This window comes from Embleya sp. AB8 (assembly GCF_049739465.1).
Taxonomy (GTDB): domain Bacteria; phylum Actinomycetota; class Actinomycetes; order Streptomycetales; family Streptomycetaceae; genus Embleya.
This window is the reverse complement of record NZ_JBMHHY010000011.1, coordinates 63,173-77,430: the sequence shown is the minus strand read 5'-3', so window position 1 is coordinate 77,430 and position 14,258 is coordinate 63,173. Positions and strand designations below refer to the sequence as shown.

General features: G+C 70.1%; 14 protein-coding genes. 9 read left to right on the top strand and 5 right to left on the bottom strand.

The genetic code is table 11. The features are described from left to right. Positions 1-130 precede the first annotated feature (130 nt). Positions 131-631: a GNAT family N-acetyltransferase gene (locus ABIA38_RS17305; protein ID WP_424639551.1), complete on the top strand. Its 501-nt coding sequence runs from the start codon at positions 131-133 to the stop codon at positions 629-631. A 145-nt stretch (positions 632-776) separates the two neighbouring features. Here ABIA38_RS17305 and ABIA38_RS17300 read toward each other — a convergent pair whose 3' ends face one another. The 3 genes from ABIA38_RS17300 to ABIA38_RS17290 form a co-directional block, all read right to left on the bottom strand. Further along, positions 777-2,183: an MFS transporter gene (locus ABIA38_RS17300; RefSeq protein WP_424639550.1), complete on the bottom strand. Its 1,407-nt coding sequence runs from the start codon at positions 2,181-2,183 to the stop codon at positions 777-779. A 116-nt stretch (positions 2,184-2,299) separates the two neighbouring features. Continuing rightward, complete coding sequence (locus tag ABIA38_RS17295) at positions 2,300-2,656, bottom strand: ArsR/SmtB family transcription factor (RefSeq protein WP_424639549.1); 357 nt, start codon at positions 2,654-2,656, stop codon at positions 2,300-2,302. Positions 2,657-2,716: 60 nt separating this feature from the next. After that, complete coding sequence (locus ABIA38_RS17290; protein ID WP_424639548.1) at positions 2,717-3,673, bottom strand: 3-oxoacyl-[acyl-carrier-protein] synthase III C-terminal domain-containing protein; 957 nt, start codon at positions 3,671-3,673, stop codon at positions 2,717-2,719. A 759-nt stretch (positions 3,674-4,432) separates the two neighbouring features. Between ABIA38_RS17290 and ABIA38_RS17285 the strand changes: the two genes are divergently transcribed. Further along, on the top strand, positions 4,433-5,278 hold the full coding sequence (locus ABIA38_RS17285) for an SDR family NAD(P)-dependent oxidoreductase (RefSeq protein ID WP_424639547.1): 846 nt from the start codon (positions 4,433-4,435) through the stop codon (positions 5,276-5,278). A gap of 260 nt (positions 5,279-5,538) precedes the next feature. Here the strand turns inward: ABIA38_RS17285 and ABIA38_RS17280 are convergent, their stop codons facing one another. Next, positions 5,539-5,832, bottom strand: a complete 294-nt coding sequence (locus tag ABIA38_RS17280; RefSeq protein ID WP_424639546.1) for a hypothetical protein — start codon at positions 5,830-5,832, stop codon at positions 5,539-5,541. A gap of 2 nt (positions 5,833-5,834) precedes the next feature. Here ABIA38_RS17280 and kdpF point away from each other — a divergent pair, with 2 nt between their 5' ends. The 4 genes from kdpF to ABIA38_RS17260 are packed head-to-tail and all read left to right on the top strand — an operon-like array spanning position 5,835 to position 10,508. After that, positions 5,835-5,924, top strand: a complete 90-nt coding sequence (gene kdpF, locus ABIA38_RS17275) for a K(+)-transporting ATPase subunit F (RefSeq protein WP_424639545.1) — start codon at positions 5,835-5,837, stop codon at positions 5,922-5,924. Next, on the top strand, positions 5,925-7,589 hold the full coding sequence (gene kdpA / locus ABIA38_RS17270) for a potassium-transporting ATPase subunit KdpA (RefSeq protein WP_424639544.1): 1,665 nt from the start codon (positions 5,925-5,927) through the stop codon (positions 7,587-7,589). It begins immediately after the preceding gene. Positions 7,590-7,644: 55 nt separating this feature from the next. Then, the gene (gene kdpB, locus ABIA38_RS17265; protein ID WP_424639543.1) at positions 7,645-9,762 is read left to right on the top strand and encodes a potassium-transporting ATPase subunit KdpB; all 2,118 of its coding nucleotides are present in this window, start codon (positions 7,645-7,647) and stop codon (positions 9,760-9,762) included. 5 nt (positions 9,763-9,767) lie between these two features. Next, complete coding sequence (locus ABIA38_RS17260; RefSeq protein WP_424639542.1) at positions 9,768-10,508, top strand: potassium-transporting ATPase subunit C; 741 nt, start codon at positions 9,768-9,770, stop codon at positions 10,506-10,508. Positions 10,509-10,635: 127 nt separating this feature from the next. Here the strand turns inward: ABIA38_RS17260 and ABIA38_RS17255 are convergent, their stop codons facing one another. Then, positions 10,636-11,577, bottom strand: a complete 942-nt coding sequence (locus tag ABIA38_RS17255; RefSeq protein WP_424639541.1) for an alpha/beta fold hydrolase — start codon at positions 11,575-11,577, stop codon at positions 10,636-10,638. A gap of 105 nt (positions 11,578-11,682) precedes the next feature. On the opposite strand from ABIA38_RS17255, the gene ABIA38_RS17250 reads away from it, so the two are divergent. The 3 genes from ABIA38_RS17250 to ABIA38_RS17240 all read left to right on the top strand — a co-directional run bounded on the left by ABIA38_RS17250 (position 11,683) and on the right by ABIA38_RS17240 (position 14,213). Further along, on the top strand, positions 11,683-12,219 hold the full coding sequence (locus tag ABIA38_RS17250; protein ID WP_424639540.1) for a helix-turn-helix domain-containing protein: 537 nt from the start codon (positions 11,683-11,685) through the stop codon (positions 12,217-12,219). A gap of 174 nt (positions 12,220-12,393) precedes the next feature. Continuing rightward, positions 12,394-13,005: a DUF6461 domain-containing protein gene (locus tag ABIA38_RS17245; RefSeq protein WP_424639539.1), complete on the top strand. Its 612-nt coding sequence runs from the start codon at positions 12,394-12,396 to the stop codon at positions 13,003-13,005. 239 nt (positions 13,006-13,244) lie between these two features. After that, positions 13,245-14,213 carry a metallophosphoesterase gene (locus tag ABIA38_RS17240; RefSeq protein ID WP_424639538.1) on the top strand — a complete coding sequence of 323 codons (969 nt, stop codon included), beginning with the start codon at positions 13,245-13,247 and terminating at the stop codon, positions 14,211-14,213. Positions 14,214-14,258 lie beyond the last annotated feature (45 nt).

Here is a 14,258-nt window from a genome sequence, read left to right as displayed (position 1 = left end):
CGGCGCTTGGAGCGTGGCGGCGCCGTCCGGCTGTTGGATGCAACGATCAGACCCTGCCGCAGTCTTGGGGTTGTCTGCCGCCGGCGGAAACTCGGGTGGCCTCGGCGCACCAGCTGGGTAGGGTTGGCCGGTGCCCGAGCTGAAGCGGCTGCATTCCGGCCATGCCCCGGCGGTGTTGGCCTTCGAACTGGCGAACCGCGCCTACTTCGCTGCCTCGGTCTCCGACCGAGGCGACGAGTTCTACGACCGGTTCGCCGACCGGTACAGCGCCCTGCTGGTTGAGCAGGAGGCCGGTATCAGCGCCTTCTACGTGCTCGTCGCCGAGGACGGCTCGGTGCTGGGCCGGTTCAACCTGTACGACATCGCGGACGGCACCGCCGAACTCGGCTACCGGGTCGCGCAGCACGTCGCCGGCCGCGGCGTGGCGACCGCGACCGTCCGGGAGTTGTGCCGACTGGCGGCGGCGCGGCACGGGCTGCGCACCCTGCGGGCAGGCACCTCCCGGGCCAATGCCGCGTCCCAGCGGGTACTGACCAAGGCCGGGTTCGTCCCGGTCGGCCCGGCCGACCCGGCCGCTCTCGGCGGTAAGCCGGGCACCTGGTATCAGCGCGACCTGGTACTCCAGCGGTAGACCGCGATCCTGCCGATGGCTGCGGGGAAGGCTGCGGCCACCGTTGAGTCCCTGTGAGTCCCTGTGGGTCCCTGTGGGTCCCTGTGGGTCCCTGTGGGTCCCTGTGGGTCCCTGTGGGTCTCATGATTGTCGCAACTCCCTTCCCTCATCCCCCCGTTCCCATCGGCGCGCGGAGCCGGCGTGGGCGGCGTGGGCGGCGGGTCGTCGATGCCTCCTCCGGCCAGCGGTGGTGGTGGCGGTCGATGACGTAGTGGTGGTCGTGGCGCGGGCCGGCTGCGGAGTGGACCGCGTCGGTGAGGTGGGGGTGGTCTGCGGGGAGGTCCGCGTGGACGTGGGCGAGCCGCAGCGGATCGTGGGTGGGCCAGGTCGTGGCGGCGACCGTGCCGGCGGCCGAGGCGACCACCGCCAGGACGATGGCGGTGACCGGCAACCCGGCGGCCGTGGCAAGTCGCCCGGCGAGTGGGTAGGTCAGCAGCCAGCAGCCGTGGGACAGGGAGAACTGGGCGGCGAACGCGGCGGGCAGGTCCGGGTCGGCGGCGGAGCGGCGAAGCACCCGGCCGCCGGGGGTGAGGACCGCCGAGCTCGCCGCGCCGATGGCCGCCCAGGCCGACAGGAGCAGGCTCCAGGTCCAGGCCCCCGGCGCGGTGGCGGTGAGCCCGGCGACGCAGGCCAGGATCACCGGCAGGGCGAGCGCCGCCGCCAACATCACGGCACGATCGGCGAATCGGCGCAGGAGTCGGGGCAGGAGCAGCGCGGCCGACATGGATCCGGCGCCGTAGGCCCCCAGGGCCAGGGAGACGGCGCTCGCGGGCCGGTCGAAGTGGTCGTGTACCACCACGACGGTGTCCACGAAGACGATCGCCCCGGCGGCGGCGACCGCCAGGTCCAGGGCGAGCAGGGCTCGTAGTCGGGGGGTGGCCCGGAACAGACGTGTCCCGAAGGCCGCCTTGGCGTAGACGCCGCCGGTGCGTTCGACGGGAACGGGCTTGGGCAGGACGGTCGATGCCACCAGCGCCGCCGACGCGGCGAATCCGACGGTGGTGCCGACGAACAGCCGGTCGTAGGAGACCAGGGCGAGCAGCCCGGCGGCCAGTGCCGGGCTGAACAGGCTCTCCAGGTCGTAGGCGAGCCGGGACATCGACAGCGCCTGTGTGTAGTCGCGTTCGGCGGGCAACACCTGGGGGATGGTGGCCTGGAAGGTGGGGGTGAAGGCCGCCGACGCGGTCTGGAGCAGGAAGATCAGGACGTAGATCTGCCAGATCTGGGTGACGAAGGGCAGGGTGAGTGCGACGCCCGCGCGGGTCAGGTCCAGTGCGACGAGCAGTGCTCGACGCGGGATCCGGTCGGCGACCGCGCCGACGATCGGGGCGATGGCGATGTAGGCGACCATCTTGATGGCCAGCGCCGTTCCCAGGACCGCCGCGGCGGCGTCCCCGGCGAGGTCGTATGCGAGCAGGCTCAGCGCGACGGTGGCCAATCCGGTGCCGACCAGCGCGATGACCTGAGCGGCGAACAGGTGGCGATAGGTGCGGTTGCGCAGTGCGGCCGGCATGGGTCCCCGTCCCGGTCGATGGCGTCGAAGGGCCGCACCATCATAGTCATCACGTGCATACGTGTGCACATGTTGGCTCCAGGAAATCCGCCGAACCCCCGCTTCGGGTCCGATGATCAGTCGTGGGGTGGCAGCGCGCCGATTTGGTGGTCGGCGACGTGCAGCGCCTCGTCCACCAGGCGCCGCAGGTGTCCGTGTCGCAGCGAATACACCACCCGCCGGCCGTCCTTGCGGGTGCCGACCAGGCCGGCCAGGCGCAGTTTGGCCAGGTGTTGGCTGACCGACGTGCGGGGTGCCGCGCAGGCCTCGGTCAGGGTGGTCACGTCCGCCTCGCCCCGACCGAGTCGATCCAGCAGGGCCAGCCGGGTGCGGTCGGCGAGCAGGGCCAGGATCGACGCGGCGGCATCGAGCCGTTCGCCCTCGTCTCGTTGCTGCGCATCGGATGCACCTGCGAGATGTTCGCCCACGCTCATCCGTACATCGTAGGCCGACCGGCCCTCGGCTTCGGTCGCCGCGCACGTGGGGCGGTGTCGTCAGACCTCCAGGACGGCGGCGGACCAGGTTCCGTGCACGGCGAGTGAGGTCAGGAGTACGCGGGTGCCGGGTTCCGGGTCGGCGTCCAGGACGTGTTTGAGGGCGATCAGCAGGGCGGCCGAGGCGAGTCGGCCGGATTCCGGGCCGATGTCGGTGATCCGATGGCGCCGCAGCCGGAAGTGTCGGCGAAAGCGCTCGCTCATGTCGTTGGCGGCGGTGTGCAGGACGATGTGGTCGATCGTCTCCCATGGGGTTCGTGCCTCGCGCAGTGCCTTGCCGACGAGGGAGCAGACCAGGGTCAGCGGGCGGTCCTTGAGGTCGCGGTGGTGTCCGGCGTGCGATTCGAGCCAGGCGGGGCGTTCCAGGAGCGCGGTCGGCATCCGTCGGGCGGGCTGCGGGGCGGCGCTCGGCGGTGCCGTCGGGGGCCGGGTGTACGCCGGGTCGGCACGCGGGGCCACATCGCGGGTCACGATCGAGCGCAACCGGTTGTGCGGCCAGCCGCGTTCGGCCAACACCGCGGCTGCGGTGCCGCCGCGGTGGCGGCGATCGTGGTCCGCGAGGGGCGAGTACGGCTGCGCGGGCGCGAGCAGGATCCCTCTCCGTCCGGTGCGGTCCTCGCGCAGCCTGCCGGCCAACTCGCCCAGGAGCGGCAGCGCGTCGTCGGCGCCCGGACTCGGCGGGTGCGCATGGGCGCGGCCCGCACCGAGGCGATCGAGGACACGACGTCCGACCGGTGGCGGCGGCTCGTCGTCCCACGGGTCGCGTACGTCGCAGACGACCAGGTGCGGCTCACCGAGCTCGGCGGGCGTCAGACCCGCCCGGCCCAGCGCGTCGCGGGCCGCGGCCTCGGTCAGCGCGAGGGCCGTGTCCACGGGGCTGCCCCACGGTGGTGCGTCCGACCCGCACCGCACGGTCGAGCCGCCCACGGCTCGTATGCCGATATCGGCGAACCTCATGAACCACCCCTCGACGACGCCCGATCCGCGTGCGACACGCCTACCTGCTCCTGCGCGAGTACCTGCTCTTGCGCGAGGCTAAATCGGCCCGGCGCGCGGTCCGGTGGGCGTTCACGCCATCCTGACGCCGCCCTGACGCAACCTTGGCGCGGTGGGGCGGTCGGCCGCCGAACTGCCACCCTCCGGGCGCGTGTCCGGCGATGGCCGAGTCGTCGTCGGCGTAAGGATCGTGTGAGTGACCGGTGTTCGGACTTGCCCTCGGGTGCGGGTTCGCGCTGTGCTCGTGGGGTGAAGGGCGCCGGCACCTCGACGAGTGGCGCGCGGACCGAGTGGGCGAGTCCCACCGGTGCCGTGCGGACGTCGCGCTGCGCGCCCGTGCTCTCCGGTCGGATCGGCGTACGTCACGAGGACGAACCGCCTGATCCCGAGACCGCGCGCTGAGCCGACCGCCGTTCCCGAGCGGCCCCAACCGGCCCAACCGGCCCTACCGGCCCGACGGGCCGTAGCGGCGTCGCGGGCTGACCCGGCACACGCCGCAAGTCGCCCATACCGCAGCGGTGTTCGTCCCACGGCCGGAGCGTCGCCGCACGTCGACGACGCCTCGATCGCAACTCGCGGACCCGCCGGCACCACGGTGACGCGGCGTACGCCCGTCGGCAAGGCCCTCCCCCGCCGGCCCGACCGCCGGCGGCCGGTAACCCGCGCAGGCGTCGACCCGAAATCTCCCACTCCAATTACCTTTTACCTTCTGGAAGAAGCATGTCCGAATTCAGCAACTCTGCCCCGACTCCCGCCCCCGTCGCGCCCCGAACCGCCCTGGTCACCGGTGCCGAATCCGGCATCGGGTACGAGACGGCCCGCCTTCTCGCGGTGGCCGGCCTCTCGGTGATCGTGCACGCCCGTACCGGGTTCGGCGCCAAGGAGACGGTCGATCGGCTGGTCGAGGACGGCGCGGACCCGTTGCGTCTGGACACCGCCGTCGCCGACTTCGCCTTCCTCGACGACGTCAACGACATGGCCCACGAGGTGCTGATGAAGCACCCGACCCTGGATGTCCTGGTCAACAACGCCGCCCTGGTCGGTCCCGAGGGTCGAACCCTGACCGACGAGGGGAACGAGATCTCCTTCCAGGTCAACTACCTCGCACACTTCCTGCTGACCCGGCTCCTGGAACCGGCGTTCGCCGCGGCGTCGGCACCTCGGGTGGTCAATGTGTCGTCGACGCTGCACCGCACCGGCAACATCAACTGGACCGACCTGACCCGCTCGCGCCGCTACTCGCGCGTCGCCGCGTACGCGCAGTCCAAGCTCGCGCTCACCATCTTCGCCCGCGCCTACGGGCAGTACGCGCAAGGCGCCGCCACCTCGGTGAGCATCCACCCCGGTGTCGTCTCCACGCGGCTCCTCCCCTACTACGGCACGATCGGCCGCCCCGCCGCCGAGGGCGCGGCCACCGTCACCCACCTGTGCTCGACCGCGACCGAGCTCGAACCGGGCGCCTACTACGACCGGCTCGCCGAGGGTCGACCCAACCCGAGCGTCGACGAGGCCCGCACGATGCAGCGCCTGTGGAAACTCAGCACGCATCTGACCGGCCAGGAATAGCCCGCCGGCCGACCCAGAACGACCCCGAACGACCCGACCCCCGCCGCACGAACCGATGCCATCCCGACCATCGGAACAACGGCGGGGGTCGTCGGCGTCCGGGTCCGGGATGCGGGTTCGGGATGCGGGTCCTGCCGCACCGCCAAAGGGGTGTCAAGACTCGGCCGGACGGCTGAAGAGCGAGGAATTTGGGACTCACCCGTTCCGCATCCGAGCACGAACCGCACGAGTGTCACCACTACCCGTCACCACCGGATGCGTCATACGCTCGCGACGACCCCGAAGTGGTCCCGCGTACCGGTCCCTTGCCGCGTAAGGAGTCGAATCGTGGCCGATGTGCTGTTCGTGCTCGCCACCGTCGCCTTCTTCGCCATCGTGACCATGATCGCCCGGGGAGTCGCGAAGTTGTAACACCGGTGACCCCCCCGCCTGCCGACCGACTTGCCCAACGTGCTCAACGTGCCCAACTCGCCTAACTCGCCCAACTCGTCCGACTCGCGCAACCCACCCACGTCGTCCACGTCGTCCACGTCGTCCCGAATCGGGGGTCGCACCCATGAGCGTCGAAAGTATCGCCGGGTTGTCCATCGCCATCGGCCTGCTCGGCTACCTGGTGTTCGCGCTGCTCTTTCCCGAGAAGTTCTGAATGGGTACGACGCTCGCAGGCATCCTGCAACTGAGCCTGCTGATCGTCGTGCTCGCGGCGGTGCATCGGCCCTTCGGCGACTACATGGCGCATGCCTACAGCAGCCCGAGGCACCTGCGCGGCGAGCGCTGGATCTACCGGCTGATCGGCGTCAAACCGGACGCCGAACAGCACTGGGGGATGTATCTCCGCAGCATCCTGGCATTCTCGCTGTTCTCGGTGCTGGGTCTGTACGGGCTGCTGCGCCTCCAGGAACATCTGCCGCTGAACCTGGGCATGCAGGCGATGCCCGCCGATCAGGCGTTCAACACCGCGACGTCGTTCACCACCAATACGAACTGGCAGTCGTACTCGGGCGAGACGGCGCTGGGCCATCTCGCCCAGATGGCCGGGCTGACCGTACAGAACTTCGTCTCGGCCGCCGTGGGCATGTCGGTCGCGATCGCCCTGGTCCGCGGGTTCGCCAGAACCCGCTCGGGCGAGCTCGGCAACTTCTGGGTGGACCTGGTGCGGGGCACCGTACGCATCCTGCTGCCGATCGCGGTGATCGGCACGATCGTGCTGGTCGCGTCGGGCACCATGCAGAACCTGTCCGACCCGCACACGGTGCAGACGCTCTCCGGCGCGTCGCAGACGATCCCCGGCGGTCCGGTCGCCTCGCAGGAGGTGATCAAGGAACTCGGCACCAACGGCGGCGGCTTCTTCAACGCGAACTCGGCCCACCCGTTCGAGAACCCCAACGCGTTCACCAACCTGTTCGAGATCTTCCTGATCCTGGTCATCCCCTTCTCCATGCCGCGTGCCTTCGGCAAACTGGTGGGGAACGTCAAGCAGGGCTACGCGATCCTCGCCGCGATGTTCGTGATCTGGTTCCTCGCGGTGTGCCTGATGTGGTGGACGGAGGCACATGGCCACGGCACCGCACCGCAACTCGCGGGCGGCTCGATGGAGGGCAAGGAGCAACGATTCGGCATCCCCGGCTCGTCGCTCTTCGCCGTCTCCGCGACGGTGACCTCCACGGGGGCCGTCGACTCCTTCCACTCGTCCTACACCGGACTGGGCGGCGGGATCGCGATGTTGGGCATGATGCTGGGCGAGATCACGCCGGGTGGGGTGGGTTCGGGTCTGTACGGGATCCTGATCATGGCGATCCTGGCGGTGTTCGTGGCGGGCCTGATGGTCGGCCGGACACCGGAGTACCTAGGCAAGAAGATCGGCGCCGGCGAGATGAAGCTGGTCGCGATGTACATCCTGGTCGTGCCCGCCACCATCCTGACCTTCACCGGCGTCGCCATCGCACTGCCCGGTGAGCAGGCGTCGATCCTCAACTCCGATTCGCCGCACGGCCTTTCGGAGGTGTTGTACGCGTTCACCTCGGGCGCGAACAACAACGGCAGCGCGTTCGCCGGGCTCAATGCGAACACCGAGTTCTACAACGTGAGCATCGGGTTCGCGATGTTGATCGGCCGGTTCGTGCCGATGGCCCTCGCCCTGGCCCTGGCCGGAAAACTGGCCGCGCAGGGCGCCGTGCCGGAATCGGTCGGCACCTTGAAGACACATCGGCCGCTGTTCGTGGGCACGCTCGTGGGGGTGATCCTGATCGTCGCGGGCCTGACCTTCTTCCCCGCGCTGTCGCTGGGCCCGCTCGCAGAGGGCCTGACATGAGCCGGCCGCCGGGCACGTACCGGCCCTGCCGCGGGCCCGAGGGGGGTCGCCGCCCATGTCGTCCGTGATCGACAACCCCCAGTCCGCAGGCCCCCCTTCGGACGTCGGCTCGGCGCGCGTGGCCGCCGGCCTGTTCGAGCCGAAAGCCCTGTTGAAGTCGCTGCCGGACGCGGTGCGCAAGCTGGACCCGCGCTTCATGCTGCGTTCGCCGGTGATGTTCGTGGTCGAGATCGGCTCGGTGCTGACCACGGCCCTGGCGATCAAGGACCCGTCCGTGTTCGCGTGGGTGGTCACCGTATGGTTGTGGCTGACCGTGGTGTTCGCCAACCTGGCCGAGGCGGTCGCCGAGGGCCGCGGGAAGGCGCAGGCCGACACGCTGCGCGCGGCCAAGAGCGACACGGTCGCGCGGCGACTGGCCGCCGACGGCACCGAGGAGGCCGTACCCGGCGCGAAGTTGACGGTCGGCGATCTGGTGGTGTGCGAGGCCGGCGACATCATTCCCGGTGACGGGGATGTCGTGGACGGTGTCGCGAGTGTGGACGAGTCGGCGATCACGGGTGAGTCCGCGCCGGTGATCCGCGAGTCCGGCGGTGACCGCTCGGCGGTGACCGGCGGTACGAAGGTGTTGTCCGACCGGATCGTGGTCAAGATCACCACCGAGCCCGGCAAGACGTTCATCGACCGGATGATCGCGCTCGTCGAGGGCGCGGCCCGGCAGAAGACGCCGAACGAGATCGCGCTCAACATCCTGCTCGCGTCGCTGACCATCATCTTCCTGTTCGCGGTGGTCACCCTCCAGCCGCTGGCCGACTACTCGCACGCCCAGCAGACCCTGGTGGTGCTCACCGCACTGCTGGTCTGTCTGATCCCCACCACGATCGGCGCGTTGTTGTCGGCGATCGGTATCGCGGGCATGGACCGGCTGGTGCAACGCAACGTGTTGGCCATGTCGGGGCGCGCGGTCGAGGCCGCGGGCGACGTGTCCACGCTGCTCCTGGACAAGACCGGCACGATCACCCTGGGCAACCGACAGGCGTCCGAGTTCGTCCCGGTGGACGGCGTCGAGGAGGCCGAACTGGCCGACGCCGCGCAGTTGTCCTCACTCGCGGACGAGACGCCCGAGGGGCGCTCGATCGTGGTGCTGGCCAAGGAACGCTACGGACTGCGCGAGCGACACCAGGGCGAACTCGCCCACGCCGAATGGATCGCCTTCACCGCGCAGACCCGGATGTCGGGCGTGGACCTCACGGAGGACGGCGTCGCCCGGCGCGTCCGCAAAGGGGCCGCCGCAGCGATCAACGCGTGGGTGTCCGACCTCGGCGGCGCCGTCCCCGCCGACTCCGTAGCGGCCGTCGACGCCATCTCGGCGGCCGGTGGTACGCCGCTCCTGGTCGCCGTCGAGGACGTGGCCGGCGCCCGGCTCCTGGGCGTGATCCACCTCAAGGACGTGGTCAAGGAGGGCATGCGGGAGCGCTTCGACGAGCTGCGCCGGATGGGCATCCGGACCGTGATGATCACCGGCGACAACCCGCTGACCGCCAAGGCGATCGCGGACGAGGCCGGCGTCGACGACTTCCTCGCCGAAGCCACCCCGGAAGACAAGATGGCCCTCATCCGGCGCGAGCAGGCGGGCGGCAAGCTGGTCGCGATGACCGGCGACGGCACCAACGACGCCCCCGCGCTGGCCCAGGCGGACGTCGGCGTGGCGATGAACACCGGCACCTCGGCCGCCAAAGAGGCCGGGAACATGGTCGACCTCGACTCCAACCCGACCAAGCTGATCGAGATCGTCGAGATCGGCAAGCAACTGCTGATCACCCGGGGCGCGCTGACCACCTTCTCGATCGCCAACGACGTCGCGAAGTACTTCGCGATCATCCCGGCGATGTTCGCCGCCGGTGGTGGGCCGCATGCGCTGCACGGGCTGAACAAGCTCAACATCATGCACCTGGGCACGCCCGAGTCGGCGATCGTCTCGGCGGTGATCTTCAACGCCCTGATCATCGTCGCGCTGATCCCGCTGGCCCTGCGCGGCGTGCGCTATCGGCCGATGTCGGCCGACAAGCTGCTCGGCCGCAACCTGCGGATCTACGGCCTCGGCGGCCTGATCGCCCCGTTCGTCGGGATCAAACTCATCGACCTGCTCGTCTCGCTCATCCCCGGAATCGGGTGAACCGGATGCCGACCATCCTCACCACACGCGTACGGGTCCTGCTCGCCGGGCTCCGGGCCCTGCTCGTGTTCACCGTGTTGTGCGGACTCGCCTACCCGTTCGTGATGACCGGGATCGCTCGGGGGCTGTTTCCGGATCAGGCCGACGGGTCGAGGGTGAACCACCGGGGCCGGGAGGTGGGTTCGACCCTGATCGGCCAGTCTTTCGACCTGGTCGACGCGCACGGCAACGCGCGCAGGTTCGACGCGGACGGCAGGGAGGTGCTCGCCGGCGCCGACGGCAAGGGCTACACCTACCTCCAGGGCGGCGGCACGCTCACCGCCGAGCAGGCCGCCGGCGTGACCGGCGCACCGGATCCGACCTGGTTCCAACCCCGTCCCTCCGCCGGCGGCTACGACGCGCTCGCCTCGGGCGCGTCCAACTACGGCCCGGAGAACCCGACCCTGATCCAGGCGATCAAGGACCGCCGGGCCCGGGTCGCCGCCTTCAACGGCGTCGCGCCGGACCGGGTCCCGGTGGACGCGCTCGCCGCGAGCGGCTCGGGCCTGGACCCACACATCTCCAAGACGTACGCCCTGCTCCAGGTCGACCGTGTCGCCCACGCGCGCGGCCTCGACCCGGCCGTGGTGCGCAGCCTGGTCGAGCGCAAGACCCAGGCGCCGATCATCGAAGTACTGGGCAGCGAACGGGTCAACGTACTCGACCTCAACCTCGCCCTGGCACAGGTCACCGAACGCCGGGGGTGAGCGCCGGGGCCGTCGAACGGGCCCGGCGCGTGCCGCTCGCCGGCTCGCCTCTCAACCGACTCAGAGCCGATCCGATCCGATCGAACTCACGCCCCAACGCCCCTCGTTCACCTTCGGCGGGGTTCCCTCAGCACCTGTCGAGGAGGTCCCGGATCGCCGTCAGCACGGCGTCGGGCCGGCGCCAGTGCATGGTGACGTGTCCGGCGCCGTCGACAAGGCGCTGCTCGCCGCGCGTGACCGATGCGGCCAACTTCGTGTAGAGCCGGGTCTTCCCGTCGATCTCCGCGCGCAGGAGCGACTCGTCCTCGCCCACCGACACCGCCGTCTTGAACGCGTCGACGCCCGTGCTCGTGAGGACGATCAGCGGCACGTCGGGCAGCGGTCCCGCCTGCCGCAGCTCGTCGTGGAGCCGCTCCACATTGCTCGTCTCCCGGAAGCCGACCCGCAACCAGTCCGGACCGACGTGCCGGTCGACGAGCGGCTCGCGGATCCGCTCCGGCCAGTCGGCGAGCTCCGCCGCGAACAACCCTCGGTACAGCCGGACCAGTTCGTCCGGCAACTCGTCGGGCAGCGCCTGATCGGGGTCCCACGCCGCCCACTGGTCGACCAGTTCCCGGGGCATGTGCGCAAGGTAGTCCTCGTGCGCCGGATCCAGCAGGAGCAGTGCGGCCACCTCGTCGGGAAAACGCGTCGCGTAGTGGCGGGCATAGAGGCCACCGAGGGAGTGGCCGACCAGCAGGTAGGGGGCGGGCACACCGGCGATCCGCAGCAGTTCGCGCAGCTCGTCGGTGACCTCGGCGGACGTACGCGGCAGTTCGATCGGATCGCTCCACCCCGTTCCGGCGCGGTCGTAGAGCACGCTCGTGGTGAGTTCGGCCGCGCGCTCCCGGACATTCCAGTAGTCCAGGCCGACCGCGCCGCCTCCGGGCAGGAACACCACCGACGGCCCCCCGTCGCCCGAGCGATGCACCAGCAACCGCCGCCCGTTCACCTCGTACCGGCGCCCCAGCGGTGCACTCGCTTCGGTAGTGCTCCCGTCGGGACGAACCTCGAACGTCCGATCCGGCATCGCCGACTCCCTCATATCCATCGCACCCTCGCGTGCCTCGCATGCCCCGCGAAGACGATCCATTCCCATTTTTGGGAACGGTATCAGATGTGGGAGTGTGGGCGCATGGACACGCTTGAACTGCTCCTGCATCCGGTGCGGGTGCGCATCGTGCACGCCATGTCCGGCGGGCGTACGCGCACCACCGCCGATCTGTGCGCGAGCCTGCCCGACGTACCCAAGACCACCCTGTACCGGCACGTGGGCCTACTGGCCGAGGCTGGGCTGCTGGAGGTCGTCGACGAACAACGGGTACGCGGCGCCGTCGAACGCAGCTACCGACTGCACCGGGGCCGGGCCACGATCGACGCCGACACCGCCGCATCGATGTCCCTGGACGACCACCGCCACGGCTTCACCGCGGCCCTGGCCGCCCTGCACGCCGAGTTCAACGCCTACCTCGACCGCGACCACGCCGACCCGACCGCCGACTCGGTGGGCTACCTCCAAATCCCGCTCTGGCTCAGCCCGGACGAACTCGCCGAGTTCGTCGACGAGGTACGCAACGCCATCGTGTCCCGAACCAACAACGAACCCACCCCCGAACGCCGCCTACACCTGATCAGCCCGATCCTGTTCCCCATCGAACCGGGACCGAGGTAACCGGCAAAGGAAGACCACCGCCGGCCGACCCACAACTCCCAGGCCGGTCCGGGCCGATCGCCCCGCCCACGGATCTGCCACCCAGCACAACCGATTCGGACGAATCCCCGTGTCCGTCGGCTTGGCCAGGGTCCCGACTCACCACAACGGCTGACTACTAAACGGAGCACAACGATGAGCGGCAGCAGTGACGGGGTCGAGTGGCTGGAGGAGTCGACCTTTGATGTCGGCTACTGCGTGACGTTCGCGCGCGGGCTGTCGGCGGTGGAGTTGTTGCGGCGTATGGGCTGTGATGTGGCCACCGCAGCCATGAAGAGCCCCATCGATGCGAACCATTGGATCGAGGACATCGCCGACGAACTCGGCCACCAGGCAGTCGCGGACAGGGAATGGGTAATCCGGGCCGGGGAGGCCGACGGCTGGGCATTCGCGGTGGAGGACGGCGGGGTGCGGGGCATCGACAGCGAGGTGCTCGCCGCAGTCTCCGCGGGCACAGTGGCCATGAGCACCTACCGCAGCATCAACGCGGAGAATTTGTTCATCTATGCGGAGTTCGGGAGCCTGCTGTGCGGGTTCGACACGCCGCTCGATCGTTGGGGCGACGAACCCGATCGGCTGGTACCGCAGTTGATTCAGGCGGGCCTCCTGTTGCCCGATGGGGCGGATCCCGACCGTGGGATCGGCGAGGAACAGCGGCTTACCCAGCGCATGATGCACACCGAATTCGGCGTGACACTCCCGCGCGCGGACGTCGAGCACGGCGAACTCCTGACCGCCATGTACTGAGGCGGACATGCCCGGCCATTGCGGCGCACCGGCGGTGATTAGGGCGGCGGCCCGGTCCGGCGGTCGGGGCGCGGTGCCGTCGGCGGCGTCGGCGGCGTCGATGGCGAGCCCCCGGACGGCAAGGCGGTGCTCGGCGGGTGTTTGTATTGCTGTCATGTGGCAGTTGTGTCACTTCTCTACCTTGGGTGGCGTCCGACTCCCTGGACTCGTCGTGAACTTTCCCCACCAAGCGAGGGCGCATGAAGCAATACACCGATCCCGCCGTTCCGGACCCCCTGGCGGCCATCGGCCTTGTCCAGGTGTCGGATCTGCACTTTCGGGACTCGCCCGGGGCTCGCGGGTTCGCTCGCCACGAACCCGACGACGGGCTCGCGGCGGTGCTGGCCGATGCGGCGGGGGCGGTCGCGGCGGCCACGTTGGTGGTCGCCACCGGGGATCTGGCGGATCTCGGCGAGCCGGGTGCGTACGAGCGGATGGGCGAGGTCCTGGACGCGCTCCCCGTCCCGGTCTATTGCCTCGCGGGCAACCACGACCGGCAGGACGCACTCCAGGCCTGTCTCCCGCGCCCCAACGTGCACCTGGAGCCGGCCGTCCGGGTCGGTAACTGGCTGATGCTGTTCCTGGACAGCAACGCGCACGGCCTCGAACCCGACGGCGACGGCACGTACCGCGACCGCGACGACCGGGTCCATGCCGCCGCCCAACCGGGCCTCACCCCGATCGAGGAGCGCCGCGCCCGGGCGATCCTGGCCGGCACTCGCGCGGACCACGTCTTCGTCTGGTTGCACCAACCGCCGCTCCCGCAAACCGCCCCCGACGCCCAGGGCGACAGCGAACTCGCCAGGCTGATCCGCGACTTCCCCAAGATCCGGGCGATCGGCGCCGGCCATCTGCACGGCGACCTCTCCGGCGAGTTCGAGGGACGACCGGTCTACGTATGCCCGTCGACCTTCTTCGGCATCGACCACACGAACCAGGCCCTCGACGGCCCCGGCTACCGCACCTACACCCTGCACCCCGATGGCCGCGTGGACACCGAAGTCCGGATCGTCCCCGGCGAGATCACCGACACGATGCGGGCCGCGCCCCTCCCCGGCTACCTCGCCGACCTGATGGCGGGCCGGATCACCAGCGAGGAACTCCGCTCCCTGAGCGACACCGAGTTCGAGGACCGCTTCGGCGAACCCCGCCCGATGCGCCGACCCTGAACCCACGGGCCTCCCCCGGACACGGACACCTCGACAGCCGCGCGA

Bases quoted from the DNA above. Each gene is read 5' to 3' on its own strand.
- ABIA38_RS17285 (WP_424639547.1), top strand. From the start codon at position 4,433: ATGTCCGAATTCAGCAACTCTGCCCCGACTCCCGCCCCCGTCGCGCCC.
- ABIA38_RS17260 (WP_424639542.1), top strand. From the start codon at position 9,768: ATGCCGACCATCCTCACCACACGCGTACGGGTCCTGCTCGCCGGGCTC.
- kdpA (WP_424639544.1), top strand. From the start codon at position 5,925: ATGGGTACGACGCTCGCAGGCATCCTGCAACTGAGCCTGCTGATCGTC.
- ABIA38_RS17300 (WP_424639550.1), bottom strand. From the start codon at position 2,183: ATGCCGGCCGCACTGCGCAACCGCACCTATCGCCACCTGTTCGCCGCT.
- kdpB (WP_424639543.1), top strand. From the start codon at position 7,645: ATGTCGTCCGTGATCGACAACCCCCAGTCCGCAGGCCCCCCTTCGGAC.
- kdpF (WP_424639545.1), top strand. From the start codon at position 5,835: ATGAGCGTCGAAAGTATCGCCGGGTTGTCCATCGCCATCGGCCTGCTC.
- ABIA38_RS17290 (WP_424639548.1), bottom strand. From the start codon at position 3,673: ATGAGGTTCGCCGATATCGGCATACGAGCCGTGGGCGGCTCGACCGTG.
- ABIA38_RS17245 (WP_424639539.1), top strand. From the start codon at position 12,394: ATGAGCGGCAGCAGTGACGGGGTCGAGTGGCTGGAGGAGTCGACCTTT.
- ABIA38_RS17250 (WP_424639540.1), top strand. From the start codon at position 11,683: ATGGACACGCTTGAACTGCTCCTGCATCCGGTGCGGGTGCGCATCGTG.
- ABIA38_RS17255 (WP_424639541.1), bottom strand. From the start codon at position 11,577: ATGCCGGATCGGACGTTCGAGGTTCGTCCCGACGGGAGCACTACCGAA.
- ABIA38_RS17295 (WP_424639549.1), bottom strand. From the start codon at position 2,656: ATGAGCGTGGGCGAACATCTCGCAGGTGCATCCGATGCGCAGCAACGA.
- ABIA38_RS17240 (WP_424639538.1), top strand. From the start codon at position 13,245: ATGAAGCAATACACCGATCCCGCCGTTCCGGACCCCCTGGCGGCCATC.